The following is a 24,716-nucleotide window of genomic DNA, read 5'->3' on the forward strand; positions in this document are numbered from 1 at the left end:
GATTGTCAGCTCTGATGGAGCCCCTTGTCACGCGCCTTCTGGATCGCGAGCGCGGCCATCAGGTCGAGCATCGGGGTCGGAAGGTTAGCTGCGCGGGCAAACGCCGCCGGTGCACGCACCAGCACATCGATCTCCATGGCGCGGCCGAGCTCGTAATCCTGCAGGATCGACGGCTTGTGGTCCGGCGCCGGCCCTGAGCGGGTGACGCGCTTGACCTCCGGAATGTAATGCGTCGCCACCGCATTGGCCTCGTCGAGCAGGCGCGGGATCACGTCCTGCATGTCGGGATCGTCGCGGACGCCGCGTGCGGTCAGCCCGGTCAGCAGGCAGAGCACCGACATCGACATGTTGGTGAGTAGCTTCGACCAGATCGTCTCGCGGATCTCCTTGACCTCGGGCGATTCGATCGCGGCGTCATTGAGCGCCGCACGCAGAGTGGCGATGCGCGCTCTCTGGCGATCGTCGCATTCGCCGATCAGGAGGCGGTTGCGATCTGGCGACAGGTTCGCCACCACGCCGGGCGCAACCACTTCATTGGAGGAGAAGATCACGCCGCCGATGATCCGCTCTTTCGGGATCGCGCTGCGCAGGCGCCCGCCGGGATCGAGGAAGCCGAGATCGGGGATGGCGGGATGCTGCGGCGGCAGGCCGAGATCGTACCACCAGGGAATGCCGTTCTGCGCGAACACGATTGATGTGTCGCGCTGAAGCAGCGGCGGAAGCCCCGTTGCGAGCGCGGTGATGCCGGTGGCCTTCAGCGTGCTGATGACGACGTCCTGCGGCCCCAGCTCGGCAGGATCGGCCGACGCCTTCACCTGCGCGGTCACGCTGCTCTCGCCGACCTTCAGCGTCAAGCCGTTGGACCGGACCGCGTCGAGATGCGGTCCGCGCATCACGCAGGACACATCATGGCCGGCGCGTGCCAGCCGGACTGCGAAGTGGCTGCCGACGGCGCCCGCGCCGAAAATGCAAATACGCATGAGTGGAACAAGTCCTTGCAACGTGCCGCGTCAGTTTCCACAAGCGCAGGGCATTGCGCAACCCGCCATGCATGCGGCGCGGCCGCGCGCGCTCGAAAGTGATGGATCAAGCCAGCTCCTCTCGCCATAGTGCAAGGCTGGTACAAGGCAACAGCAATGCCGAACGAGGGAGAACGTCATGTCGGCCAGCCCAGTCCTGTGGAGCCTCGATGCGCGCGGGGTCGCGACCGTCACGCTGAATCGCCCCGAGGTCAACAACGCCTATGACGGCGCGCTGATTGCGGGCGTGCTCGCCGCGATCGACGATCTCTCGAGCAAGCCGGTGCGCGTCGTCGTGCTGAACGGCAACGGCAAGCATTTCCAGGCCGGCGCCGACCTGAAATGGATCAACGGCGTGCGGCCGAAATCGTCGGAGGAGAACGAGGCGGCGTCGCGCGCCACCTTCGAGGCAGTGCAGTGCCTCAACACGCTGCCGGTCCCGACCGTGGCGCTGGTGCAGGGCGGCTGTTTCGGCGGCGGCACCGGCGTGATCTCGGCCTGCGATATCGTGATCGCGGCCGATAACGCGCTGTTCTCGATCACCGAGGTGCGCTGGGGCCTGACGGCTGCGATCATCATCCCGCAGCTCTGTGATGCGATCGGCGTCCGCCAGGTGCGCCGCTACGCGCTGACCGGCGAACGTTTCGGCGCTGAGGACGCCCGCCGCATCGGCCTGGTGCACGAGGTGGTGCCGCTGGCCGATCTCGAAAGCGCGGGCGCCAAGGTCGTGGAGCAGCTGCTCGGCAACGCGCCGGATGCGATGGCCGAGACAAAGAAGCTGGCGATGGAAAGCTCGTTCGGCGGCATGGGCGTCGACGATGAGGCCTACAAGCGTCTCGTCCAGCTGCATTCCGCCAGGCGGCAGACCGCCGAGGCCGCCGAAGGGCTTGCGTCCTTTGCCGAGAAGCGCGCGGGCCGCTGGGGTAGCGGCGGGGCATAGGCCCGGCCGCCCAGCTCAACAACCCCGGCAGATGCCGCGCATGCTGCGATAGACCTCTTCGTCGTCGCGATGCATCTGCTGCAGCGATTCGAATGTCCTGGATTCGCTCGACTGGGTGATCGTCGGCTCGGGCTTGCGCTTGGCCGCCAGTTCCTGCTCCTGGCGATGGTAGCAGGCTTCGCGTTCCGGCTTGGCCTCGATGAACCGGCAGGTCTCGATCGCCGCCGCCGGTCCAGCGGCGAGGATGAGGCCAAGCGACACTGACATCAGGAGTTTCAAAGCGGGCGATCCTTTCGTCCTTGTCTCGGGTCGGCGTGCAGGGGGCAAGACTGCCGCCGCATCAAAGCGATTGCGACAGCGACTTTTTCAGTGTCTTCAGCAGTGCCTGCACCGCGGCGGCATTGATGCGGCGCTCGGGAACGGCGGCCTTCACCCACAGTTCCGGGATCGGAAACTCGGTGAGGATCGGCTGCAACGCACCGTCGCGCAGCGCGTCCGCGACCAGATAGTGCGACAGCAGCGCGATGCCGTTGCCGGCGATCGCGCTTTGCGTCAGCACGCGGCCCTCGTTCGACGAGAGAATCGGGCGGACCTGGACATTGATGCGGCCGCGCGGTCCCTCGAACGGCCATTCCGGCCCGGTCGGCAGGAAACTGAGGCAGCGGTGATCGACCAGGTCGCGCGGATGTTTCGGCGTGCCGTGCTTCTTCAAATACGCCGATGAGGCGCACAACAGCCGCGGCAGCCGGCACAGCGGCTCGTCGACGACGCCGCCGAAGGAATGCGGGAAGGCGCCGATCGCGATGTCGAAACCTTCGGTCACCGGATCGACCGGACGGTCGATCATCACGATCTGGAGCTTCACGCTTCTGTTCTGTTTCTGAAAGACCGTGAAGGCATCGGCGAGCCGCGCGACCGTCAGCGAGGTCGGCGCCTTGACGCGCAGATGATCGGTGAGATCGCGCTGCTTCTCGCCCATCCGCGACAGCAGATCGCCGACATCTGCAACCACGCCGCGGGCGCGATGCACATATTGCTGCCCGGCCTCGGTCAGCCGCAATTGGCGGGTCGAGCGGTGGAACAGCGCGGTGCCGATCCGCTCCTCGAGCTGGGTGACGCGCTTGGCGACGACCGACGTCGCGACGTTGAGCTTGCGCGCCGCGGCGGAGAAGCCGCCGGCGTCGGCGGTGGCGAGGAAGGCTTCGAGGTTGACCAGCGTATCCATCTGCCGTCTGACTTTTCTCGATTCGCGAAAGCTGATTACAGTATTTGGTGGATTGTACTGCAATCCGCATCAATTCATAGTTGGCCCAATCAACTTTGTTCAGGGCGGAAATGATGCGAGCGAGCACGATCGAAGAACCTGCGCGGCAGGTCCCGGTCTATGGCGAATACGACGTGGTGGTGCTTGGCGGCGGTCCGGCCGGCATCGCGGCAGCCGTCGGCGCGGCGCGCGCCGGACGGCGGACCCTCTTGATCGAGCGCTACGGCTTTCTCGGCGGCATGGGCACCGCGGCGGGCGTGACCAATTTCTGCGGGCTGCACGCCAACATCTTCGGCGAGATGCATCGGGTGGTGCAGGGCATCGCCTCCGACCTGCTGGCGCGGATCGACCGGCTCGGCGGGTTGAACGCGCCGCATCTGATCCTCGGCAAGATCCTTGCGCAGGCCTATGACACCGCGGCCTACAAGATCGCGGCCGACGATCTGCTGGCGCATCACAAGGTCGATATCCTGTTTCACGCGCTCGGCGCCGGTGTCGTGATGGATGGCGCACACATTCGTGCGCTGATGGTGGAAACCAAGGCCGGCCGACGGGCGGTGCGAGCCGGCATCTTCATCGACTGCTCCGGTGACGGCGACCTCGCGGTGTGGGCCGGCGCGCCCTATGAGGTCGGCGACAACCAGGGCGGCATGCTCTATCCCTCGATGATGTTCCGCCTCAACGGCATCGATCCGGCCAAAGCAGGCGATGCGTGGCGGACCATCCCGGCGCTGATGGCGCAGGCCGAGGCCGCCGGCACGCATAAATTCCCGCGCAAGTCCGCGATCGTGCGGCCGCAGAAATCGCAGATCGAATGGCGGGTGAATTTCACCCAGGTGACACGAAGCGATGGCGGCGCCATCTCGGGCATCGATCCTGATGAGATGACGCGCGGTGAGATCGAGGGCCGCCGTCAGGCGGTCGAGGCCTTTGCGTTCCTGCGCACGGTGCCCGGCTTCGAGAATTCCTACATCGTCGATCTGCCGCCGCAGCTCGGCATCCGCGAGACGCGCCGCGTGATCGGCGGCTACATGCTGTCCGGCGAGGACGTGCTGGGGTGCGCCTCGTTCGAGGACTCGATCGGTGTCAACGGCTGGCCGAAGGAATCGCACGTGCCGGGCGACGTGATCTTCGAGTTTCCGCCGATCCCGGAAAGCCGCGGCTATAACGAGTTGCCGTACCGCATGCTGGTGCCTGACGGCGTCGACAATCTCCTGGTCGCCGGCCGCTGCGCCTCGATGACCCATGAAGGGCAATCGGCGGCGCGCGTCTCCGGTGCCTGTTTCGTGATGGGCGAGGCGGCGGGAACCGCGGCGGCGATGGCACTGTCGGGCAATACGATTCCGCGCGACATTTCTGTCGAAAAGTTGCAACAACAGCTTGGCAAGCAGGGCGCGTTCATCGGCCGCGATCAGGCCGTGCCTGAAGGAATCTAGAGCGCTTTCAAGCGAAGTGGACACCGGTTCGCGTGAAGAAGATGCGTCAAGACAGGAATCTGGAGCCCCGTTCCGATCTAGTCGGAACGGAAAGGGCTCTCGGCGGAGGACGGCAATGAAGGGTTGGGCGCGGCTCGCACTCGCGGGTCTCTTGGTGTGGGCCGCGAGTGGCGTCGCGCGGGCCGATGATCTCCTGAAGGCGAGGGTCGGCGTGTTGCGTCTGTCGTCGTCGGCGCCGGTGTTCATCGCGCAGGACAAGGGCTATTTCCGCGACGCCGGGCTCGATGTCGAGCTGAAGTTCTTTGACGCGGCACAGCCGATCGCGGTCGCGACCACGTCGGGCGATGTCGATTTCGGCATCACCGCGTTCACCGCGGGGCTCTACAATCTCGCCGGCAAGGGCACGCTGAAGGTGATCGGCGGCATGAGCCGCGAGAAAGCCGGCTATCCCCTGATCGGCTATTTCGCCAGCAACAATGCCTATGCCGCAGGCCTCAAGACCCCGAAGGATCTTGCCGGCAAGCGCGTCGCGGTGACCCAGGTCGGCTCCAGCTTCCACTATTCGCTCGGCCTGCTCGCCGACAAATACGGCTTCAAGCTGTCCGACGTGAAGATCGTGCCGCTGCAATCGCTGTCGAATGCGGCCGCTGCGCTCAAGGGCGAAACCGTCGACGCCGCGCTGCTGCCGGTCTCGACCGCGCGGACGCTGATGGATTCGGGCGGCGCGAAGTTCCTCGGCTGGGTCGGCGACGAGACGCCATGGCAGTTAGGGGCCATCTTCGCTTCGCCGAAGACGCTGACCAACGCGCCGTTGGTGACCAAGCTGCTCAACGCGCTCACCCGCGCCGACCATGAATACCACGACGTGATCCTGACCGCGATCAAGGACGGCGTGGTGCCGATCAACGAGAGAACAAAACCGCTGCTCGAGATCATCGCCAAATACACCAATCTTCCGGTCGATCAGGTGGTCGGCAACTGCGCCTATGTCGATCCCGACGGCAAGCTCGACGTGAAGAACGTCGACAACCAGATCAAATGGCTGCAGGAGCAGGGTTTTGTGGACAAGGGCTTCGACGCCGGCACGATCATCGCCAAGGATTACGTGAAGGCGGATTGATGGTAGACCGCACACACCACTCTATCACCGTCACCCTGAGGAGCGCGCACTTGCGCGCGTCTCGAAGGGTCGACGGCCCGGCTGCATCGGGGCCGTGCATCCTTCGAGACGCGCTTTGCGCTCCTCAGGATGACGGTTCGAGCTGGGAAAGCGGGGCAATATGGACCTGATCGCCGACCATATCAGCCATCGCTTCGGTGCACTCGACGTGCTCGACGATGTCTCCTTCACGGTTCGCGCCGGCGAGATCGTCGCGATCGTCGGGCCGTCGGGCTGCGGCAAGAGCACGCTGCTGTCGATCCTCGGTGGCCTGCTGCGGCCAGCCGCGGGCGCCGCCGAGTTACGCGGTGCGCCGCCGGCCGGCAGCCTCAATCCGTTGACTTTCGTGTTCCAGGATTTTGCTTTGCTGCCGTGGAATACGGTCGAGGAGAACGTCGCGTTTCCGCTGCTGCACACGGCCTTGAGCGCCGGCGAGCGTCGCGGCGTGATCGACGACGCGCTGCGCCGCACCGGACTGTCGGACTTTCGCGCGGCCTACCCGAAGCAGCTGTCCGGCGGCATGCGTCAGCGCGTCGGCATCGCGCGTGCGCTCGCGGTGCGCCCGGCGATCCTGCTGATGGACGAGCCGCTGTCGGCGCTGGATTCGCAGACCCGCGAGCTCCTGATGGAGGATTTCGTCGGTCTGCTCGCCGACGGCGCGATGGGCGCGGTCTATGTCACGCATAATCTCGAGGAGGCTGTGCGGCTTGCCGACCGCGTCGTGGTGCTGTCGCGCCGCCCCGGCCGCATCAGGGAGATCGTGACCATCCCGATGACGCGCGCCGAGCGCGGCGCGCCGGATGCCCGCGCGCAGTTGGCCGCCTTGCAGGGCGAATTGTGGTCGCTGATCCGGAAAGAAGCGATCGATGCCGAGCGCGAGGTCCAGCATGCTTGACCGCTCCCCGCAGGAGACGAAGCCCCAATCGGCGGAAGCGACGCGGCCGGTCGCGTTTCGCGGCGCCGGCTTCACGCCTGGCGGCAGCCGCTATGCCGGCTGGATCGCGCTCGCGCTGGTCATCGCGGTCTGGCAGCTCGCCGGCAGCGCAGGATGGGTCAATCCATTGTTCCTGCCGGCACCGTCGGCGATCGCGGTTGCGATCACCAAGCTCGCGATGTCGGGGGCGCTGTGGCAGCACCTCTCGTGGTCGATCATGCGGATCGGCACCGGCTGGATCATCGGCACGGCGGCGGGCGTCATTGTCGGCTTCGCGATCGGGCTGTCGACCATGGCGCGTGGCGTCGGCATCACCTTCATCTCGGCGCTGTTCCCGATTCCGAAGATCGCGCTGCTGCCGCTGCTCATCCTGTGGCTCGGGATCGGCGAGGAGCCGAAGATCGCGACCATTGCGCTCGGGGTGTTCTTCTCGACCGCGATCTCGGTCTATAGCGGCGTCGACGCGGTGCCGCGCAATTTGATCCGGATGGCGCAAAGCTTCAATGTGCCGTTCCACGCCATCGTGCGCCGCGTGATCTGGCCGGGCGCGCTGCCCTCGATCCTCGCCGGCTTCCGCATCACCGCGTCGGTCGCGCTGTTGCTCGTCGTCAGCGCCGAGATGATCGGCGCGCAATACGGCATCGGCGCCTTCGTGCTGCAGGCCGGCAATCTGATGCAGACCGATCAGCTGCTCGCCGGCGTCGTGATCCTGTCGCTGTTCGGGCTTGCGGTGGGGAAGCTGATCAATCTGCTCGAGACGCGGCTGCTGCACTGGCGGTGAGACGCACTCTGCGAACCACAATGCACGCTGTCGTCCCTGCGAAAGCAGGGACCCATATCCACAGGATGTCGTTGTTAGAAGCGGCTGTGGCCCCAGCACCTCGAACAACAAAACCCTGTGGTTACGGGTCCCGGGTCGCGCTCCGCTTGCCCGGGACGACAGCATTACACTTTGCTGCGCCTCTTACGCGTTGCCCCTGTCCTCGCGGAACAGATCGAGCTTCTGCTGCACCGGGCGGTCGGAGAACGAGAACAGCACGGAGTCGGCGTCGGCCTCGTGGGTGACCCAGTGCCAGCTCGGCACCACGAACAAATCGCGCGGTCCCCACTCGAAAGTCTGGTCGCCGACCCGGGTGCGGCCCTTGCCCTCGATCGCGGCGAACACGGTGGCATCGGTCGACCGATAGCGCGCGGTCTTGAAGCCCTTCGGCAGCAGCTGGATGAAGGTGCCGATGGTCGGCATCGCAAAATCGCCGGTCTCGGGGTTGGAGAATTTCAGCTTGAGGCCGTGGCAAGCGTCCCATTCGTCGCCGACCCTGGCCTTCTCCAGCGCCTCGCGGGTGTATTCATAGGGATAGTTGAAGATCGGCGAGGTCTTCGAGGTCCGCTTCTGGTCGATCGGCAGCAGATTGTGGCCGTAGCACGCGAAGCTGGCACCGGCGGGCTTCGAGATCGACTGCTGATCCTCCTTGGCGCCTTCGGCGAACGAACAGTCGAAGAACTGCACCATCGGGATGTCGAGCCCATCGAGCCAGAACATCGGCTCACTGGTTTCGTTGGAATGGTCGTGCCACGTCATCGACGGCGTGATGACGAAGTCGCCCGGCGCCATCGCGGTGCGTTCGCCGTCAACGGCGGTGAAGGCGCCCTTGCCCTCGAGCACGAAGCGCAGCGCGGACTGGGCGTGACGATGCGCGGGGGCGATGTCGCCCGGCACCACCATCTGCACGCCGGCGAAAAGCGAGGTCGTGATCCTGGACTGGCCGCGCAGCCCCGGATTTTCCAACACCAGCACGCGGCGCTCGGCTTCCTTGGCCGTGATCAGCCTGCCGGCCTCGTTCATGTAATCGCGGATCTGGTCGAACTTCCACAGATGCGGACGGCAGGCGCTCCTTGGCTCCGGCGTGATCAGATCGTTCATCACGTTCCAGAGCGCCGAGAGGTTTTGGCCGTCGATCTTCTTGTAGAACGCCTCGCGCTCGGGCGTCTTCTGCACGGCTTCCATGGCAAGCCTCCCATCATTCTTGTCGGTTCAGTTGATTGACAGTATACTTACAATATGGCTAGCGTCAACGAACCAAGCCAATGAGGAAATGCAAGGGAGGTTCCGATGAAGCTGCATGGCTATTTCCGGAGCAGCGCGTCCTACCGGGTCCGGATCGCCCTCAATCTGAAGGGGCTGACGCCGGAGCATCTGCCGCATCATCTGCGCAAGGGCGAGCAATGCGCGCCGGCCTATCTCGCGATCAATCCGCAGGGGCTGGTGCCGACGCTGGAGAGCGATGCCGGCGCGATCCTCACCCAGTCGCTCGCGATCATCGAGTGGCTCGACGAGACCCATCCCAATCCGCCGCTGCTGCCGAAGGATCCGCTGCGGCGCGCCAAGGTGCGCGCGTTCGCGCAGGCGATCGCCTGCGACACCCACCCGGTACAAAATCTCAAGGTGCTGGCGCGGCTGCGCCAGCTCGGCCTGCCCGAGGCACAGGTGACGGAATGGGCGGCCTGGGCCAATCGCGAGGGCCTGTCGGCCTGCGAGACCCTGATCGCTGAGGAGGCCGGGCCGTTCTGCTTCGGCGATCGGCCGACGCTCGCCGATCTCTGCCTGGTGCCGCAGCTCGCCAATGCGCGGCGCTTCGGCGTCGACGTGTCGGCCTATCCGCGCCTGCTCAAGGCCGAAGCGGCCGCAAAACAAGTCAAGGCGTTCGCCGATGCCGCCCCGGACAAGCAGCCCGATGCCGAATAGCAAGCCAAGACCCGTCACCATGGACGCGGTCTACACCGCGCCCGGCTATCTGTTCCGGCGCATGCAGCAGATCGCGGTCGCGCTGTTCATCGAGGAGTGCAAGGCGTTCGACCTGACGCCGGTGCAATATGCCGCGCTGGTCACGATCTCGACCCATCCCGGCATCGACGCCACCCGGCTGTCGGCGGTGATCGCGTTCGACCGCTCCACGCTCGGCAATGTGATCGAGCGCCTGCAGGCCAAGGAATACATCGTGCGCAAGCCGGCGCCCGAGGACAAGCGCGTCAAGCTGCTCTATCTCACCAAGGCCGGCGCTTCCGTGCTCAACGACATCATGCCATCGGTCGACAAGGCGCAGGCGCGGATGCTGCAGCCGCTGAAGCCAGCCGATCGCAAGACGCTTCTCTCGCTCTTGACCCAACTTGTCGACCTCAACAACGAGGCCTCGCGGGTGCCGTTGCGCGCCGAGGATGCGCTCGAACATCTGGGGAGGTCGGTTTGATGGCTGAGACGAGACCTGTCCTGATCGCGGGCGGCGGCATCGGCGGCCTCGCCGTGGCGCTCGGGCTCGCGCAGAAGGGCATTCGCTCCATCCTGCTGGAGAAGGCGGCCGTGCTCGGCGAGATCGGTGCCGGCATCCAGCTCGGGCCGAACGCGTTCCACGCCTTCGACTATCTCGGCGTCGGCGAGGCCGCGCGCAACATGGCGGTCTATATCGACCAGCTGAGGCTGATGGATGCGCTGACCGCCGATGAGATCACCCATATCGATCTCGGCGATGCCTTTCGCACGCGGTTCGGCAATCCCTATGCCGTCGTGCATCGCGGCGACCTGCACGGCGTGTTCCTGCGCGCCTGCCAGAATCATGAATTGATCGAGCTGCGCGTGTCCAGCGAGGTGACAGGCTACGAGCAGGATGGCTCGTCGGTGACTGCAAAGCTCGCCAGTGGCGAGCGCATCACCGGACGCCTGCTGATCGGCGCCGACGGGTTGTGGTCCAACATCCGCAAGCAGGTGACGGCAGATGGGCCGCCGCGTGTCTCCGGCCACACCACCTATCGCTCGGTGATTCCGACCGAGCAGATGCCGGAGGATCTGCGCTGGAACGCGGCCACGTTGTGGGCCGGCCCGAAATGCCACATCGTGCATTATCCGCTGTCGGGCTGGAAGGTGTTCAACCTCGTCGTCACCTATCACAACGATGCGCCGGAGCCGGTCGCCGGCAAGCCGGTCTCCGAAGACGAGGTGATGAGGGGCTTTACCCACGTCCATGAGCGGGCGCAGAGCATCATCCGCCATGGCACCAACTGGAAGCTCTGGGTGCTATGCGATCGCGATCCTACCGAACGCTGGATCGATGGCCGCGTGGTGCTGCTCGGCGACGCCGCGCATCCGATGCTGCAATATTTCGCGCAAGGCGCCTGCCAGGCGATGGAGGACGCGGTGTGCCTGTCGCACATGCTGGCCAATCACGACGATCATGCGGTCGCGCTGGATGCCTACCGTGCGCAACGCTTCCCGCGCACCGCCCGCGTGCAGCTGATGTCACGCGCGATCGGCGAGCACGTCTACCATCCCGCTGGCGACCACGCCCGCATCCGCAACGCGATCATGAGCGCGAAGTCGCAGGCCGAGTGGTGCGACGATATCGCGTGGCTGTACGGCGGGACGGGGTTGGGTAGCTAGCTGCTCGATGTGAGATACGCGACACGCGCCACATTCCTGGTGTCGTCCCGGACAAGCGAAGCGCGATCCGGGACCCATAACCACCGATGGCTGTTGTCATAGCAGGCTGAGGCCCCAGCCTTCGCGCCACAGACATTTGTGGTTATGGGTCCCTGCTTTCGCCGGGACGACAGCGAGTGTGTGGCTGTCACATCCGCATCACCGCCTGGCGATCGATCTTGCCGGTGCCGGTTTTCGGCAACTCGTCGATGAATTTTACCTCGCGCGGATATTTGTACGGCAACAGCTTCGCCTTGACGTAGTCCTGCAGCCGCCGCGTCGCCTCATCGGTGTCGAAGCCGCCTTTGTTCATCACCACCACGGCGCGCAGCGTCATGCGGCGGTCAGGCAATTCGGCGGCGTAGACGGCGCATTCACGGACGTCGGGGTGATCGGCAAGACACAGCTCGACTTCCAGCGGATAGACCCACTGACCGGAGATCTTGATCAGATCGTCGGCGCGGCCGCGGAAGAAGTGGAAGCCGTCGCTGTCGCGCACAAAACGGTCGCCGGTGTAGATCCAGCCGTCCTCGCGCACGGTCTCGGCGGTCTTGTCCGGCCGGTTCCAGTACAGCGGGGTCGCGGAATCGCCGCGCACCCACAGGATGCCTTCCTCATTGTCGCCAACCTCGCGGCCGTCGCTGTCGCGCAGCATGATCTCGTAGCCGGGCACGCGCAGGCCCGCGGCGCCGAGCTTCTTCTGCTCCGCGCGATTGCTGAGATAGACGTGCAGCACCTCGGTCGAGCCGAGCCCTTCGATGATCTCGAGCCCGGTGAGCCGCCTCCAGCCGTTGAACACCTCGGCCGACAGCACCTCGGCGGCCGAAACCGCCATCCGCAGCGAGGAGAAGTCGGCTTGCTCGGCGCCTTCGGCCTTGGTCAGGGTGATGTAGAGCGTCGGCAGGCCGAAGAACACGGTCGGCCGGTACTGCGCGATGGCAGCGAAGATCGCCGCGGGCTTTGGCTGGCCCGGCAGCAGCAGCGTCGCGGCGCCGACGGAGAAGGGAAACGTGATCGAATTGCCGAAACCGTAGGCGAAGAAGATCTTCGGCACCGAGAAGCAGATGTCGCCGGGCTTGAGCTTCAGCACGTTGCGGGCAAACGCCAGCTCGCTATAGGCCATGTCGTGCTGCAGATGCACGATGCCCTTGGGGCGGCCGGTCGAGCCCGACGAATACATCCAGAACGCCATCTCGTTGCGGTGGGTGTCGGCCGCGTTGAGCTCGGTCGGAAACGCATGCAGCCAGTCGCCGGCGTTGCGCGTTTCGGCAACGGCGTGATCGCCGGCGGCACCATTGACCACGACCAGCGTGCGCAGCGGTGTGTCCTTGCAGGCCTCGGCGCTGAAGCGCGAACAGAACTCGGCATCGGCGACGGCGACCTGCGCGCCGGCGTCGGACAGATAGAATTGCAGCAGCTCCGGCGTCGTCAGCGTGTTGATGAGCAGCGGCACGAAACCGGCGCGCACCGCGCCGAAGAACGCCGCCGGATAGGCCGGCGTGTCGTCGAGGAACAGCAGCACGCGGTCGCCGCGCTTTAGCCCGAGCGATTGGAATGCATGGCCCCAGCGCGCTGCGTCAGTGCACAGCTCGCGATAGGTCCGCGTGCCGGCGGGACCGGTCAGCGCCAGGCGGTCTGCATTGCCGTTGCCGAGATTGTCGAACAGGATGCGGCTCGCATTGTAGCGCTCGGGGATCGCAAAGCCGATCTCGCGCGCACCGGGGTTGTCCTGCGGAACCAGGTCGGCGATCCCAGTCATGAGCGTCCCTTTGCGGCCTCAAAACGGGCCATGAAGGCGGGAGACATCGCGCGCAATCGCGCGTCGTCGATCCGGCCGGAACGGGTGATGTAGCTGTAGGCGAAATCCATCAGGTCGCGCTTCATGTGCGCGGGGAAATGCTCGTACCAGTCGGCGCTGGTCCGCGCCGCGGTAACGAGCTTCTTCACGATCGGCTTGCGCTCGGCCTCGTAGCGGGTAAGCGCAGCGGTAACGCCGGTCTCCGTCTCCAGCGCCTTGGTCAGCGCGATCGCATCCTCGATCGCCAGCCGGGTACCCGAGCCGATCGAGAAATGCGCGGAATGCAGCGCGTCGCCGATCAGCACCATGTTGCCGTGCGACCAGCGCTCGTTCCAGATCCACGGGAAATTGCGCCACACCGATTTGTTCGAGATCAGTCTGTGACCGTCCAAGGTCGCGGCGAATACGTCTTCGCAGATCGCCTGCGATTCCTCGATCGTCTTGTCGGCGAAGCCGTAAGCTTCCCAGGTCGCCGCGTCGCACTCGACCAGGAAGGTGCTCATGTCCTTCGAATAGCGATAGTGATGGGTGTTGAAGTTGCCGCGGTCGGTCGCCACGAAGGTCTGCGACAGCGTCGCGAAGGGCTTGGTGGTGCCGTACCAGGCGAACTTGTTGGTCGAATGCGTAACCGACGCGCCGAATGCGGTCTCGAAGCCGCGGCGAACCATCGAGTTCAGCCCGTCGGCGGCGACGATCAGGTCGTAACCCCTCAGTTGCTCGACCGATTGCACCACGGTGTCGAAGCGCGGCGTGACACCGGTGCTGCGCACGCGCTGCTGCAGGATCGTCAGCAGCGCCAGCCGGCCGATCGAGGAGAACCCGACGCCGTCGATCTCGACGCTCTCGCCGCGCAGATTGAGCGTGATGTTCTTCCAGCTCTCCATCTTTGGGGTGATGGCGTCGACCGTCTCGGGGTCGTCGGCGCGCAGGAACTCCAGCGCCTGCTCGGAGAACACCACGCCGAAGCCCCAGGTGGCGCCGGCGGCGTTCTGCTCGAACAGATCGATCTCGGCGTCAGGATGACGCTTCTTCCAGAGATAGGCGAAATAGAGCCCGCCGGGCCCTCCGCCGATCACGGCGATCCGCAACGTCTGCCTCCCAGATTGACAGTGTACTTACAATTTGGGTCCACACTAATCGCCCTCTGGCGGGAACGCCAGAGGGAAAATGTACGCGGCGACTACAAGCGTGGCGGCGAACGCCTCAGTAGCAGCGGCGGACCTTGACCCCGTCGACCCAAATCCAGCGGCAGCCGGCGACGACGGGCTTGCGGACGACCACCGCGCCGCGCGTGCTCGCGCATCCGGCACGATAGGGGCCGCGCCCGCACACGACGGCGTTGGCATCGGAGGTCTCGAAGATCATGGTCGCGGCAAAGGACAGCAGGGCCGCGGCGATCAGCAATAATGAGCGCATGATATTCCCTCTCCCGGGGTGAGGTTTCGTTGGCCTGTGGGCGACAACAAGGTGCTGCGGCTCCGTGCCCGGCCAATCGCCGGGCACCTATCGTCTCACCGCCTGCGCGGCTATTTCTTTTCCGCTGCCGCCAGCACTTTCTTGCAGGCCGGCGTCAGCTTGTCGCTCTCCTTGGCAAGACAGGCGATGATGCGCCCGCCGCCGGGCTCCACGCTCTTGCAGAACTTCTCGTAGTCACCCATGCAGGCGTCGCGTTGCGCTGACGTCAGCTCCTGGGCGTAGACGGCGGATGAGCCGCAGAGCATCGCGGCGGTCAGGACAAGACGCAGCATTGATCGCTTCCTTTTCCGATCAGTCGCGTGACAACAGGATCACCGCGCCGCGAACGGCGCCAGCACATCGCGGCACGCCGGCGACAGCGAGGCGGCATTGGTCGCCAGGCATTGCACGATCCGCCCGCCGCCCGGCTGGACGCCGCCGCAGATCGAGCGGACGTCGGCGCCGCAGGCCGAGCGCAGCACGAAAATCTCTTCGCGCGGTCGCAGCGGCCGCAACGCGATCACCGCCGGCGCGGCCGCCGGAGCCGCGGCCGGTGCTGCCGTTGTCGCGGCACCCGCGGCGCCACCGCCGCCGGCGGCCGCCACGGCCTTCTCGCAGGCCGGCGAAAGCTTCTCCTTGTTCTTCTCGAGGCACTGCAGCGCCGGCGCACCGCCGGTCGGCACGCCCGCACAGACCTTGGGATAATCGGAACGGCAGGCGCTGCGGATCGCGGAGATCTGTGCGCTGCTTGGCTTTGCTGCCGCGGCCTTCGGTGCCGCCGTCTCCGCAGGCTTGGCCGCCGTCGCCGCCGGAGCCGCGTCGGTCTTGGCTGCTGCGGGCGCAGCGGCCGGTGCTTCCACGGCCTTCACGGCGCTGGCGCAGCCGGGCGCAAGGCTTGCCATGTTCTTCTGCAGGCATTGCAGTGACGCTTCGCCGCCGGGTGGAACGCTGGAGCAGTGTGCGATGTAATCGTTGCGGCATTGCGACTTGATGGCGTCGCGCTGCGCCTGGGTCGGCGCCTGCGACAAGGCCGGTGCGGTGCTCATCAATGCCGCAAGCGCGAGCCATGCGGAGAGCCTCGTTGCACGTGTCAACGCGTTGATCATTTGAATAAATCCTCTCGTCGGGCCGCAAGCTTCCGGCTCAACTGAATTGCGTTCTGAAAAAGTCTTGCTGTAACAACCTCGGCGAGCGCCATCATTTTCGCTTTCGAGTTCCGCCGCAAGCGGATTGTTGCTATGGATGATGCAGGCGAATTCTTTGCTCGCCACGACGTCTTTGAATTAAGTCATTTGAATCGAGGCTCGAAATGAGGCATGCGCGCGCATCGGCACATTTCAGTCAGAGCGATTTTGTGCGGCTGCGAAATGCACCGCTTCCGCGCATCGCCTTCGTCGTATCGGCCTTTGTCAGTTTAAGTGCCTGCGAGCAAAACAGTTTTGTTGCGCCGCCGCCGCCCAAGGTCGAGGTCGCGCCGCCGGTTCAGCGCGCCATCACGCGCTACCTGGACGCCACCGGAAACACCGCGCCGATCAAGACCGTCGACCTGGTCGCGCGTGTGCAGGGCTTTCTGCAGTCGATCAACTATCAGGACGGCTCGCCGGTGAAGGAGGGGACCACCCTGTTCACGATCGAGCCGGAGACCTACAAGCTGAAGCTGGAGCAGGCGCAGGCCGCGGAAGTAGGCGCGCAGGCGACGCTCAAGCAGGCCGAGGCCGACTTCAAGCGCCAGGTGGATCTGGTGCAGCGCCAGGCGGTCTCGCAGGCGACACTCGATACCTCGACCTCGACCCGGGACAACGCCCAGGCCAGCCTGCAGCAGGCCCAGGTCAACACCAAGATCGCCGCGGTCAATTACGGCTACACCAACGTGGCCGCGCCGTTCGACGGCATCGTCAGCAACCATCTGGTCTCGGTCGGCGAGCTGGTCGGCGTGGCCTCGCCCACCCAGCTTGCCACCATCGTGCAGCTCGACCCGATCTACGTGAATTTCAACGTCAATGAGCAGGACGTGCAGCGGGTGCGGGACGAGGCGCGCCGCCGCGGCATGACCTTCAACGATCTCAGGCAGTTGCCGATCGAGGTCGGGTTGCAGACCGAGACCGGCTATCCCCACAAGGGCAAGCTCGATTATCTCTCGCCGACGGTCAGTCAGTCGACCGGTACGCTTGCCGTTCGCGGCCTGGTGCCGAATCCGGATCGCGTGCTGCTGCCGGGCTTCTATGTCCGCGTTCGCGTCCCGATCGACAAGCAGGACAATGCGCTGCTGGTGCCTGACGTTGCGATCGGCAGCGACCAGGGCGGCCGCTACGTGCTGGTCGTCAATGCCGACAATGTGGTCGAGCAGCGCAAGGTGACGACCGGTCCGCTCGACGAGGGGTTGCGCGTCATCGAGAGCGGGCTGAAGGCGGACGACCGCGTCGTAACCGCCGGACTGTTGCGCGCGATCCCCGGGCAGAAGGTCGATCCGCAGGTGCAGAAGGCCGAGACGGCGCCGGCACCGGCCAAGTGAGGGGCGCGCCATGATCTCGAAATTCTTCATCGAGCGGCCGGTTCTTTCCAACGTCATCGCGATCCTGATGATCCTGATCGGCGGCGTCGCGCTGTTCAATCTTGCGGTCGCGCAATATCCCGATGTGGTGCCGCCGACGGTCCAGGTGACGACGCGCTATCCCGGCGCGTCGGCAAAAACCGTGATCGACACCGTGGCGCTGCCGATCGAGCAGCAGGTCAACGGCGTCGAGGACATGCTCTACATGCAGTCCTACAGCGGCGCCGACGGCACCTACACGCTGACGGTGACCTTCAAGATCGGCACCGACCTCAACTTCGCGCAGGTGCTGGTGCAGAACCGCGTCTCCTCGGCATTGTCGCAACTGCCGACCGCGGTGCAGAACCAGGGCGTCACGGTGCAGAAGCGGTCGACCTCGATCCTGCTGTTCGTGACGCTGACCTCGCCGAACAAGACCTACGACAGCCTGTTCCTGTCGAACTATGCCACCATCAACATTCGCGACGAGCTGTCGCGCCTGCCGGGCGTCGGCAACGTCACCGTGTTCGGCGCTGGGCAGTATTCGATGCGGGTGTGGCTCGATCCGAACAAGCTGCAGGCACGCGGGCTGATGCCGCAGGACGTCATCCAGGCGATCCAGCAGCAGAGCCAGCAGGTCACCGCAGGTCAGGTCGGTGCGCCGCCCGCGCCGCAGGGGCAGGCGTTCCAGTATACGCTGAACGTCAACGGCCGGCTCGACGATGCGAGCCAGTTCGAGAACATCATCGTCAAGACCGGCAATGTCGGCGACGTCATCCGTGTCCGCGATCTCGGCTCGGTCGAGCTCGGCGCGCAGACCTACAGCCAGGTGTTCTCGCTCAACCAGAAGCCGGCCACCGGCATCGGCGTGTTCCTGTCGCCTGGCGCCAACGCGCTGCAGGTCGAGAAGGAAGTGCAGAAGAAGGTGGCGCAGCTCGCCAGGCAGTTCCCGCAGGACATCAAATACGACACGCCGTTCGACACCACCAAATTCGTCCAGGCCTCGATCGACGAGGTCTACCGGACGCTGATCGAGGCCGGCCTGCTGGTGCTGGTGGTGATCCTGGTGTTCCTGCAGGACTGGCGGGCGATGCTGGTGCCTGCGACCACGGTGCCGGTCACCATCATCGGCGCGTTCGCGGCGATGGCCGCCCTCGGCTTCACCATCAACCTCTCGACCTTGTTTGCGATCGTGCTGGCGATCGGCATCGTGGTCGACGACGCCATCGTGGTGGTCGAAGGGGCCGCGCACAATATCGAGCGCGGCATGTCCGGGCACGATGCCGCGATCAAGGCGATGGACGAATTGTTCGCGCCGATCGTTGGCATCACGCTGGTGCTGATCTCGGTGTTCCTGCCGGCGGCCTTCCTGCCGGGGCTGACCGGCCGGATGTACGCGCAATTCGCCCTGGTGATCGCGGCGACCGCGCTGCTCAGCGCCGTCAATGCCGCGACCCTGAAGCCGACGCAATGCGCGCTATGGCTGCGCCCGCCGGTGCCGCCGGAGCAGCGCAATTTCTTCTACCGCGGCTTCAACGCGGTCTATGACCGGGTGGAGCGGGGCTACGCGCGGATGATCGGCGGCATCGCCGGTCACGCCAAGACCTCGGTCCTCGTCGCGCTGATCCTGATCGGAATTGCCGGCTACGGGCTGTCACGGGTGCCGACTGGCTTCATTCCGATCGAGGACCAGGGCTATCTGCTGGGCGCGGTGCAGTTGCCCGACGGCGCCGCGATCGATCGCACCCAGCGGGTGCTCGATCAGGTCACCGAGATCGCCCGCAAGACACCGGGTGTCGAGCAGGTGGTCGCCATCGCCGGCATCTCCGCGCTCGACAACTCGTCGAGCCTGGCCAACGCCGGCGTCGCCTATGTGATCCTGAAGGATTGGGGCGCGCGCGGCCCCGGCGAGGATCTGCGCTCGCTGGTCTACGGCCTCAACGACAAGCTTGCGGTGATTCCGGAGGCACGGATCCTGGTGATCCCGCCGCCGCCGATCCAGGGCATCGGCAACGCCGCCGGCTTTGCCATGCAGGTGCAGCTCCGTGACGGCAACGCCGACTACGGCAAGCTGCAGGCGGTCACCGGCGCCATCGTCGGCAATGCGCAGACGCAAAGCGCGCTGCAGCGGGTGCAGTCGTCGTTCCGCTCGATGGTGCCGCAGTTCGACGTCCAGGTCGACCGCGTCAAGACCGAGACGCTGCACGTCACCACCGACCAGATCTTCTCGACGCTGTCGTCGTATCTCGGCGCGAGCTACGTCAACCAGTTCACCAAGTTCGGCCGCACCTTCCAGGTCTACACCCAGGCCGATGCGCAATACCGCCTGACGCTGCGCGACATCGAGAACATGATGGTGCGCAACAGCAATGGCGACATGGTCCCGCTCGGTACCGTGGCGAAGATCACCCCGTCGGTCGGGTCGTCGCTGATCAGTCTCTATAACCTCTATCCGTCCGCGACCATCATCGGCCTGCCGTCGCAGGGCTACAGCTCCGGCCAGTCGATGACGCTGATGGAGGAGATCGCCGCGAAGACGCTGCCGCCGGGGACCGGCTATGAGTGGACGGCGATGTCGTACCAGGAGAAGGAGGTCGGCAGCCAGATCTACCTCGTGTTCGCACTGGCGCTGCTGCTGGTCTACCTCGTGCTCGCCGGACAATATGAGAGCTGGTACGCGCCGATCTCGGTGATCCTGGCGGTGCCGCTGTCGCTGCTCGGGCCCATGCTGGTGCTGACGTCACTTCGGATCGAGAACAATCTCTACACCCAGATCGGCACCATCCTGCTGATCGCGCTGTCGGCCAAGAACGCGATCCTGATCGTGGAGGTCGCGCTCGAGCATCACATCCGCGACGGCAAGCCGGTGCTAGAGTCGGCGATCGACGCGGCGCGCGCCCGGTTCCGGCCGATCCTGATGACGTCGTTCGCCTTCATCCTCGGCGTGCTGCCGCTGGTGCTCGCGACCGGCGCCGGCGCCAACGCCCGCAAGTCGATCGGCATCACCGTATTCTCGGGCATGATCGCCTCGACCTGCCTCGCGGTGCTGTTCGTGCCGGCGTTCTTCGTCGTGGTGCAGAATTTCGAGAACAGGCGCAAGGCGAAGAAAGGCAAGGCGCCCGCGCCGCAAGCGGCCCCGCAGGCATCGGGCACGGTGCATTAGGGCCGCGCGCGAATCCTATCCCCGTCACCCTGGGGAGGCCGCGAAGCGGCCGTCTCGAAGGGTCGACGAGCCACCCGCCGGGCCGTGCATCCTTCGAGGCGCGCAAGTGCGCGCACCTCAGGATGACGGGATTAGCTGCGTAGGGTGGGTTAGCCGGAGGCGCAACCCATCGTTCTCGGTCCGGACGATGGCGGGTTACGCTTCGCTATCCACCCTACGGCATCGCGCTCAGCGGCTACACCCTCACCATGCGCTTGCCGCGGTTCTCGCCGGCCAACAGCCCGATCAGCGCCTGCGGGGTGTTCTCGATGCCGTCGATGACGTCTTCCTGGACCTTGAGCTTGCCCGAGGAGACCCAGGATTGCAGGTCGGCGAGCGCGGCATCGCGCTGGTCCATGTAGTCCATCACGATGAAGCCCTGCATGATCAGCCGCTTCACCACGATCAGGCCGGGCACGCCGCGCGGGCCGTGCGCGGAGGGCACGCCGTCATATTGCGAGATCGCGCCGCAACAGGCGATCCGGCCGCGATTGTTCATCTGCGCCAGGCAGGCTTCCAGGATGTCGCCGCCGACATTGTCGAAATAGACGTCGATGCCCTTGGGCGCCGCTGCCCGCAGCGCCTTGTAGGTGGCGCCGTCCTTGTAATCGACCGCGGCGTCGAAGCCGAGCTCCGAGGTCAGCCAGTGGCACTTGTCCTTGCCGCCGGCGATGCCGACCACGCGGCAGCCCTTGATCTTGGCGATCTGGCCGACGATCGATCCGACCGAGCCGGCGGCCGCCGACACCACCACGGTCTCGCCCTCCTTCGGCTTGCCGACATGGAGCAGGCCGAAATAGGCAGTCAGGCCGGCAATGCCGTAGACGCTGAGCAGATGCGTCATCGGCTCGAGCTTAGGCATCCTGGCCAGGTGCTTGGCGGGCACGGCGGCATAGTCCTGCCAGCCAGTGTCGCCGAACACGATATCGCCCGGCTTCAGGCCGGGGTCATTCGACGCCACCACTTCGGCGATGCCGCCACCGGCCATCACGGTGTTGGCCTCCACCGCAGCGCGGTAGGTGGCGCCGTGCATCCAGGCGCGGTTGGCGGCGTCGAGCGAGATGTAGCGTGTCCGCACCAGCGCCTCGCCGTCCTTCGGCGCGGGGACCGTGCCCTTGGTCAGGCGAAAATGCTCGGGGCCAAGCTTGCCGGTCGGCTTTTCAACAAGCAGGATCTGGCGATTGACGGTGTCGTTCATTGGCGGTGTCTCCCCTCGCGTTGGTCGTTTCGCATGCATTTTGACTGCGACGCGCGCAGCGTGTTGCACAGATTGTGCGCTGCACGAACGCTAGAGCATTTTAGAGCGAAGTGGAAACCGGTTCGCGTAAAGAAAATGCGTCAAAACATGAATCTGGAGCCCCGTTCCGATTCATCGGAACGGAAAAGGCTCTGGTCCGCGCGCTGGCATTCCACAACGGGAACATATCGGCAAAGTCCCGCGCGGCGCGAAGCGTGTTGCGTAGCTGCGTAAATCTGCCACACTTGCCCTTCGCCGGGAACTTACGGGGGTAAGAGAATGTCGAACAGGTTTACGCAATACATCCTGCTTGCGATGGTCCTTGGCATCGCAATGGGAACGATCGTCTTCAACTACTTTCCTGACAGCCGTGCCGAGATCGCAGCCGACGTCAACCTGATCGCAATGCTGTTCCTGCGCCTGATCAAGATGATCATCGCGCCACTCGTGTTTGCAACCCTCGTCGGCGGCATCGCCCATATGGGAAGCGGCGCCAAGCTCGGGCGCATCTTCGCCAAGACCATGGGCTGGTTCGTCTCCGCCTCCTTTGTCTCGCTGCTGCTCGGCCTCGTGATGGTCAATTTGTTGCAGCCCGGCGCCAATTTCCCCGGCACGCTGCCCGACAAGGCGCAGTCGACCGGCCTGCCGGTCTCGGCCTTCTCGATCGAGAAATTCCTGACCCATCTGATCCCGACCTCGATCGCGGATGCGATGGCGCAGAACGAGATCCTGCAGATCGTGGTGTTCGCGGTGTTCTTCGCGGTGGCGCTCGGCGCCATGCCTGAGCGCGCCAAGCCGATCATGAGCCTGATCGACGATCTCGCCCACATCATGCTCAAGGTCACCAGCTATGTGATGCTGTTCGCACCGATCGCGGTGTGGGCCGCCATCATGGCGACCGTTTCCAAGAACGGCCTCGGCGTGCTCTGGAAGCTGATCGTCTTCATGGGCGGCTTCTATCTGTCGCTGCTGATCCTGTGGGGCATTCTGGTGATGGTCGGCTTCGTCGTGATCGGGCCGCGCTACAGCCATCTGCTGCGGCTGATCCGCGAGCCCCTGATGATCGCGTTCTCGACCGCCTCCTCGGAGGCGGCCTACCCGAAAACGCTGGAGGGGCTGAACAGGTTCGGCGCCTCCTCGCGGATCTCGGCCTTCGTGCTGCCGCTCGGTTATTCCTTCAACCTCGACGGCACGATGATGTACTGCACCTTCGCGAGCATCTTCATCGCGCAGACCTACCACATCGAGATGTCGCTCGGCACGCAGTTCGCGATGCTGGCGACCTTGATGATCACCTCGAAGGGCGTGGCCGGCGTGCCGCGCGCGTCGCTGGTGGTGATCGCCTCGACGCTGTCGCAGTTCAACATCCCCGAGGCCGGTTTGCTGATGATCATGGGCATCGACACCTTCCTCGACATGGGCCGCAGCGCCACCAACGTGATCGGCAACTCGCTGGCCACCGCCGTGGTCGCGAAGTGGGAGGGCGAGCTGAAGGCCGAGCACGAGCTCGGGCCCGACGACGCGGTGCCGCAGGATGCGGTGCCCGGCGCCGTGATGGCCGGTCATTGACGGGAGGGATGCATGCATCGCGCCCGCTGGAGGCCGATACGGGCTGAGGCGCCTCTCCTGCCGACAGGCCTGCTGTCAGCATGTCTGCTGGCGGCAAGCCTGCTGATCGGACCGGTGTCCGCCCAGCCGGCGGGCGAGGGGCTCAGCCCCACGCTCGCCAACATCAAGGCCACGCACGCGGTGCGGATCGGCTATCGCGAAAGCTCGCCGCCGTTCTCGTTCCTCGATCACTCCAACCGGCCGATCGGCTACAGCCTCGAGCTGTGCGATGCGATCGTCGACGAGATCGCGGCCGAGGTCGACGACGCCAATCTCAAGATCGAGTACGTCAAGGTGACCTCCGACGACCGCATTCCCGCGGTCGTCGACAAGAAGATCGATCTCGAATGCGGATCGACCACGGCGAATGCCGAGCGCGGCAAGCAGGTCGCATTCTCGCCGCTGATGTTCGTGGCCGGCACCAAGCTGATGGTGCCGAAGGCCTCCGGCGTCAACCAGGTCGCCGACTTGAAGGGCAAGGCGGTGGTGGTGACCAAGGGCACCACCAACGAGCAGGCGATGCATAATGTCGACGCCAAGCAACAGCTCGGCCTCAACATCGTGACCGCCGGCGACCATGAGCAGTCCTACCAGATGCTGGTGGACGGCAAGGCGGATGCGTTCGCGACCGACGACATCCTGCTCTACGGCCTGATTGCGCGGCACAAGTCGCAGGATAAATTCCGCGTCACCGGCGACTATCTGTCCTACGATCCCTACGGCATCATGTACCGCAAGGGCGAGCCGCAGATGAAGGACGTGGTCGAGCGCGCGTTCCGCAAGCTCGCCTCGAACCGCGACATCATCCCGCTCTACAACAAGTGGTTCGTCGCCCGCCTGCCGACCGGCGAGAAGCTCAACGTGGCGCTCTCACCGCAGCTCGAAGACGCCTTCAAGGCGCTCGACGATTCTGCGGGCGGAGCGAACTAGCCTGAAGTCCGGCCTCTCTCCTTGCGGGAGAGGCCGGATTGCGTTGCAGACGCAATCCGGGTGAGGGGTCTTGCGCAACGCGCGCGGCTTTCCAAGTGGTTTTCCAAGTGGTCCCGAACTGTCCCGACGAAGCGCGACTTCGCTCACCGCCAATAGCGATGCGACAAATCCAGGCACTGCCGGACCCAGAACCCGTTCACATGGATCAGCTGGCATGGGCTCGGCGGCGGCTCCTTGATGATCGGATAGCCGTGGATGTCGATATTCGTCGGGGCCGTGACGCCGCGCCAGAACACGGCGTTGGCGGCCGGAGGATCGAAGGCGGCGACGAACGCCGTGATCGCGAGGAAGCTCAAAACAAGTTTGCGCATAATCTGTATCCGGATCGATTAATGCGCATCAGCGTACTCCCTTGAGCGGGATGGGCAAGCCGCTGAATGGATCAAAATGACGGCGAGAATTTCGCGGCAAGCTGCACCGCCGCACGCGCGTAGCCGCCGTGGACCGCCATAGAAGCGAGGGCAACGATGCCGACCGCCGCCAGAACAACCATGACCTGGAAGATCGCGCGTCCAAGGATCGCTCCCATCAAAACTCCATTGATCCGGCGGGCATCCTGGCTCGAGTTTCCGCGCCGCGATCTCTGGAGCATCATCGGCAGGCGAGATTCCGCTGTTGAAGTCTGCGAACTCGTCGCTTCACCAGCTAAAGCGCGATGAGATCGGGTTGAATCGTC

24 protein-coding genes are annotated in these 24,716 nt (G+C 65.1%); 12 read left to right on the top strand and 12 right to left on the bottom strand.

Going from position 1 to position 24,716, the window contains the following annotated elements; all coding sequences use genetic code 11:
- Positions 1-5 precede the first annotated feature (5 nt).
- Positions 6-980: a ketopantoate reductase family protein gene (locus tag AC066Y_RS12200; RefSeq protein WP_478274072.1), complete on the bottom strand. Its 975-nt coding sequence runs from the start codon at positions 978-980 to the stop codon at positions 6-8.
- Between the two features lie 178 nt (positions 981-1,158).
- On the opposite strand from AC066Y_RS12200, the gene AC066Y_RS12205 reads away from it, so the two are divergent.
- Positions 1,159-1,959, top strand: a complete 801-nt coding sequence (locus AC066Y_RS12205) for an enoyl-CoA hydratase-related protein (RefSeq protein ID WP_478274073.1) — start codon at positions 1,159-1,161, stop codon at positions 1,957-1,959.
- 15 nt (positions 1,960-1,974) lie between these two features.
- Here the strand turns inward: AC066Y_RS12205 and AC066Y_RS12210 are convergent, their stop codons facing one another.
- Positions 1,975-2,226 carry a hypothetical protein gene (locus AC066Y_RS12210; RefSeq protein ID WP_478274074.1) on the bottom strand — a complete coding sequence of 84 codons (252 nt, stop codon included), beginning with the start codon at positions 2,224-2,226 and terminating at the stop codon, positions 1,975-1,977.
- A 73-nt stretch (positions 2,227-2,299) separates the two neighbouring features.
- Positions 2,300-3,184, bottom strand: a complete 885-nt coding sequence (locus tag AC066Y_RS12215) for a LysR family transcriptional regulator (protein WP_478274075.1) — start codon at positions 3,182-3,184, stop codon at positions 2,300-2,302.
- A gap of 113 nt (positions 3,185-3,297) precedes the next feature.
- Between AC066Y_RS12215 and AC066Y_RS12220 the strand changes: the two genes are divergently transcribed.
- The 4 genes from AC066Y_RS12220 to AC066Y_RS12235 all read left to right on the top strand — a co-directional run bounded on the left by AC066Y_RS12220 (position 3,298) and on the right by AC066Y_RS12235 (position 7,533).
- Positions 3,298-4,659 carry an FAD-dependent oxidoreductase gene (locus tag AC066Y_RS12220; RefSeq protein WP_478274076.1) on the top strand — a complete coding sequence of 454 codons (1,362 nt, stop codon included), beginning with the start codon at positions 3,298-3,300 and terminating at the stop codon, positions 4,657-4,659.
- Between the two features lie 115 nt (positions 4,660-4,774).
- On the top strand, positions 4,775-5,779 hold the full coding sequence (locus AC066Y_RS12225) for an ABC transporter substrate-binding protein (RefSeq protein WP_478274077.1): 1,005 nt from the start codon (positions 4,775-4,777) through the stop codon (positions 5,777-5,779).
- 160 nt (positions 5,780-5,939) lie between these two features.
- A complete protein-coding gene (locus tag AC066Y_RS12230) occupies positions 5,940-6,713 on the top strand; it encodes an ABC transporter ATP-binding protein (RefSeq protein WP_478274078.1) in 774 nt (257 codons plus the stop codon).
- Positions 6,706-7,533, top strand: a complete 828-nt coding sequence (locus AC066Y_RS12235; RefSeq protein WP_478274079.1) for an ABC transporter permease — start codon at positions 6,706-6,708, stop codon at positions 7,531-7,533. Before AC066Y_RS12230 ends, AC066Y_RS12235 begins: the two co-directional genes overlap by 8 nt.
- Positions 7,534-7,716: 183 nt before the next feature.
- Here the strand turns inward: AC066Y_RS12235 and gtdA are convergent, their stop codons facing one another.
- On the bottom strand, positions 7,717-8,757 hold the full coding sequence (gene gtdA / locus AC066Y_RS12240; RefSeq protein ID WP_478274080.1) for a gentisate 1,2-dioxygenase: 1,041 nt from the start codon (positions 8,755-8,757) through the stop codon (positions 7,717-7,719).
- A gap of 105 nt (positions 8,758-8,862) precedes the next feature.
- On the opposite strand from gtdA, the gene maiA reads away from it, so the two are divergent.
- Genes maiA through AC066Y_RS12255 form a run of 3 tightly spaced genes read left to right on the top strand, consistent with a single transcriptional unit; the run spans position 8,863 to position 11,181 of the window.
- Positions 8,863-9,495: a maleylacetoacetate isomerase gene (gene maiA, locus AC066Y_RS12245; protein WP_478274081.1), complete on the top strand. Its 633-nt coding sequence runs from the start codon at positions 8,863-8,865 to the stop codon at positions 9,493-9,495.
- Positions 9,485-9,997: a MarR family winged helix-turn-helix transcriptional regulator gene (locus tag AC066Y_RS12250; protein WP_478274082.1), complete on the top strand. Its 513-nt coding sequence runs from the start codon at positions 9,485-9,487 to the stop codon at positions 9,995-9,997. Before maiA ends, AC066Y_RS12250 begins: the two co-directional genes overlap by 11 nt.
- Positions 9,997-11,181 carry a 3-hydroxybenzoate 6-monooxygenase gene (locus tag AC066Y_RS12255; protein WP_478274083.1) on the top strand — a complete coding sequence of 395 codons (1,185 nt, stop codon included), beginning with the start codon at positions 9,997-9,999 and terminating at the stop codon, positions 11,179-11,181. The genes AC066Y_RS12250 and AC066Y_RS12255 overlap by 1 nt, the downstream gene beginning before the upstream one ends.
- Positions 11,182-11,368: 187 nt before the next feature.
- Here the strand turns inward: AC066Y_RS12255 and AC066Y_RS12260 are convergent, their stop codons facing one another.
- The 5 genes from AC066Y_RS12260 to AC066Y_RS12280 form a co-directional block, all read right to left on the bottom strand.
- Entirely contained in the window at positions 11,369-12,979 is a 1,611-nt protein-coding gene (locus AC066Y_RS12260) for a benzoate-CoA ligase family protein (protein ID WP_478274084.1), read from the bottom strand.
- Entirely contained in the window at positions 12,976-14,106 is a 1,131-nt protein-coding gene (locus AC066Y_RS12265; RefSeq protein ID WP_478274085.1) for an FAD-dependent monooxygenase, read from the bottom strand. The genes AC066Y_RS12260 and AC066Y_RS12265 overlap by 4 nt, the downstream gene beginning before the upstream one ends.
- Positions 14,107-14,221: 115 nt before the next feature.
- Positions 14,222-14,434: a hypothetical protein gene (locus tag AC066Y_RS12270; protein ID WP_478274086.1), complete on the bottom strand. Its 213-nt coding sequence runs from the start codon at positions 14,432-14,434 to the stop codon at positions 14,222-14,224.
- A 110-nt stretch (positions 14,435-14,544) separates the two neighbouring features.
- On the bottom strand, positions 14,545-14,766 hold the full coding sequence (locus tag AC066Y_RS12275) for a cysteine rich repeat-containing protein (RefSeq protein ID WP_478274087.1): 222 nt from the start codon (positions 14,764-14,766) through the stop codon (positions 14,545-14,547).
- Positions 14,767-14,805: 39 nt separating this feature from the next.
- Positions 14,806-15,579 (bottom strand): cysteine rich repeat-containing protein, encoded by a 774-nt coding sequence (locus tag AC066Y_RS12280; RefSeq protein WP_478274088.1) that lies wholly within the window; start codon positions 15,577-15,579, stop codon positions 14,806-14,808.
- A gap of 248 nt (positions 15,580-15,827) precedes the next feature.
- Here AC066Y_RS12280 and AC066Y_RS12285 point away from each other — a divergent pair, with 248 nt between their 5' ends.
- Entirely contained in the window at positions 15,828-16,985 is a 1,158-nt protein-coding gene (locus AC066Y_RS12285) for an efflux RND transporter periplasmic adaptor subunit (RefSeq protein ID WP_478274089.1), read from the top strand.
- Positions 16,986-16,995: 10 nt separating this feature from the next.
- On the top strand, positions 16,996-20,166 hold the full coding sequence (locus AC066Y_RS12290; RefSeq protein WP_478274090.1) for an efflux RND transporter permease subunit: 3,171 nt from the start codon (positions 16,996-16,998) through the stop codon (positions 20,164-20,166).
- Between the two features lie 235 nt (positions 20,167-20,401).
- Here AC066Y_RS12290 and AC066Y_RS12295 read toward each other — a convergent pair whose 3' ends face one another.
- Entirely contained in the window at positions 20,402-21,403 is a 1,002-nt protein-coding gene (locus AC066Y_RS12295; RefSeq protein WP_478274091.1) for an NADP-dependent oxidoreductase, read from the bottom strand.
- Positions 21,404-21,721: 318 nt separating this feature from the next.
- On the opposite strand from AC066Y_RS12295, the gene AC066Y_RS12300 reads away from it, so the two are divergent.
- Entirely contained in the window at positions 21,722-23,011 is a 1,290-nt protein-coding gene (locus tag AC066Y_RS12300; RefSeq protein WP_478274092.1) for a dicarboxylate/amino acid:cation symporter, read from the top strand.
- 12 nt (positions 23,012-23,023) lie between these two features.
- Positions 23,024-23,980, top strand: a complete 957-nt coding sequence (locus AC066Y_RS12305) for an amino acid ABC transporter substrate-binding protein (RefSeq protein WP_478274093.1) — start codon at positions 23,024-23,026, stop codon at positions 23,978-23,980.
- A 143-nt stretch (positions 23,981-24,123) separates the two neighbouring features.
- Here AC066Y_RS12305 and AC066Y_RS12310 read toward each other — a convergent pair whose 3' ends face one another.
- Together AC066Y_RS12310 and AC066Y_RS12315 are read right to left on the bottom strand one after the other, a co-directional pair.
- Positions 24,124-24,351, bottom strand: a complete 228-nt coding sequence (locus AC066Y_RS12310) for a hypothetical protein (RefSeq protein WP_478274094.1) — start codon at positions 24,349-24,351, stop codon at positions 24,124-24,126.
- Positions 24,352-24,422: 71 nt separating this feature from the next.
- The gene (locus AC066Y_RS12315) at positions 24,423-24,569 is read right to left on the bottom strand and encodes a hypothetical protein (protein ID WP_478274095.1); all 147 of its coding nucleotides are present in this window, start codon (positions 24,567-24,569) and stop codon (positions 24,423-24,425) included.
- Between the last annotated feature and the right edge of the window lie 147 nt (positions 24,570-24,716).

Source organism: Bradyrhizobium sp. USDA3010, assembly GCF_056429065.1.

Excerpts from the sequence above, each read along its gene's own strand:
- AC066Y_RS12200 (WP_478274072.1), bottom strand. The coding sequence starts at position 980 with ATGCGTATTTGCATTTTCGGCGCGGGCGCCGTCGGCAGCCACTTCGCA.
- AC066Y_RS12210 (WP_478274074.1), bottom strand. The coding sequence starts at position 2,226 with ATGTCAGTGTCGCTTGGCCTCATCCTCGCCGCTGGACCGGCGGCGGCG.
- AC066Y_RS12275 (WP_478274087.1), bottom strand. The coding sequence starts at position 14,766 with ATGCTGCGTCTTGTCCTGACCGCCGCGATGCTCTGCGGCTCATCCGCC.
- AC066Y_RS12250 (WP_478274082.1), top strand. The coding sequence starts at position 9,485 with ATGCCGAATAGCAAGCCAAGACCCGTCACCATGGACGCGGTCTACACC.
- gtdA (WP_478274080.1), bottom strand. The coding sequence starts at position 8,757 with ATGGAAGCCGTGCAGAAGACGCCCGAGCGCGAGGCGTTCTACAAGAAG.
- AC066Y_RS12255 (WP_478274083.1), top strand. The coding sequence starts at position 9,997 with ATGGCTGAGACGAGACCTGTCCTGATCGCGGGCGGCGGCATCGGCGGC.
- AC066Y_RS12310 (WP_478274094.1), bottom strand. The coding sequence starts at position 24,351 with ATGCGCAAACTTGTTTTGAGCTTCCTCGCGATCACGGCGTTCGTCGCC.
- maiA (WP_478274081.1), top strand. The coding sequence starts at position 8,863 with ATGAAGCTGCATGGCTATTTCCGGAGCAGCGCGTCCTACCGGGTCCGG.
- AC066Y_RS12225 (WP_478274077.1), top strand. The coding sequence starts at position 4,775 with ATGAAGGGTTGGGCGCGGCTCGCACTCGCGGGTCTCTTGGTGTGGGCC.
- AC066Y_RS12260 (WP_478274084.1), bottom strand. The coding sequence starts at position 12,979 with ATGACTGGGATCGCCGACCTGGTTCCGCAGGACAACCCCGGTGCGCGC.
- AC066Y_RS12290 (WP_478274090.1), top strand. The coding sequence starts at position 16,996 with ATGATCTCGAAATTCTTCATCGAGCGGCCGGTTCTTTCCAACGTCATC.
- AC066Y_RS12270 (WP_478274086.1), bottom strand. The coding sequence starts at position 14,434 with ATGCGCTCATTATTGCTGATCGCCGCGGCCCTGCTGTCCTTTGCCGCG.
- AC066Y_RS12220 (WP_478274076.1), top strand. The coding sequence starts at position 3,298 with ATGCGAGCGAGCACGATCGAAGAACCTGCGCGGCAGGTCCCGGTCTAT.
- AC066Y_RS12300 (WP_478274092.1), top strand. The coding sequence starts at position 21,722 with ATGTCGAACAGGTTTACGCAATACATCCTGCTTGCGATGGTCCTTGGC.
- AC066Y_RS12315 (WP_478274095.1), bottom strand. The coding sequence starts at position 24,569 with ATGGGAGCGATCCTTGGACGCGCGATCTTCCAGGTCATGGTTGTTCTG.
- AC066Y_RS12215 (WP_478274075.1), bottom strand. The coding sequence starts at position 3,184 with ATGGATACGCTGGTCAACCTCGAAGCCTTCCTCGCCACCGCCGACGCC.
- AC066Y_RS12295 (WP_478274091.1), bottom strand. The coding sequence starts at position 21,403 with ATGAACGACACCGTCAATCGCCAGATCCTGCTTGTTGAAAAGCCGACC.
- AC066Y_RS12230 (WP_478274078.1), top strand. The coding sequence starts at position 5,940 with ATGGACCTGATCGCCGACCATATCAGCCATCGCTTCGGTGCACTCGAC.
- AC066Y_RS12235 (WP_478274079.1), top strand. The coding sequence starts at position 6,706 with ATGCTTGACCGCTCCCCGCAGGAGACGAAGCCCCAATCGGCGGAAGCG.
- AC066Y_RS12305 (WP_478274093.1), top strand. The coding sequence starts at position 23,024 with ATGCATCGCGCCCGCTGGAGGCCGATACGGGCTGAGGCGCCTCTCCTG.
- AC066Y_RS12280 (WP_478274088.1), bottom strand. The coding sequence starts at position 15,579 with ATGATCAACGCGTTGACACGTGCAACGAGGCTCTCCGCATGGCTCGCG.
- AC066Y_RS12205 (WP_478274073.1), top strand. The coding sequence starts at position 1,159 with ATGTCGGCCAGCCCAGTCCTGTGGAGCCTCGATGCGCGCGGGGTCGCG.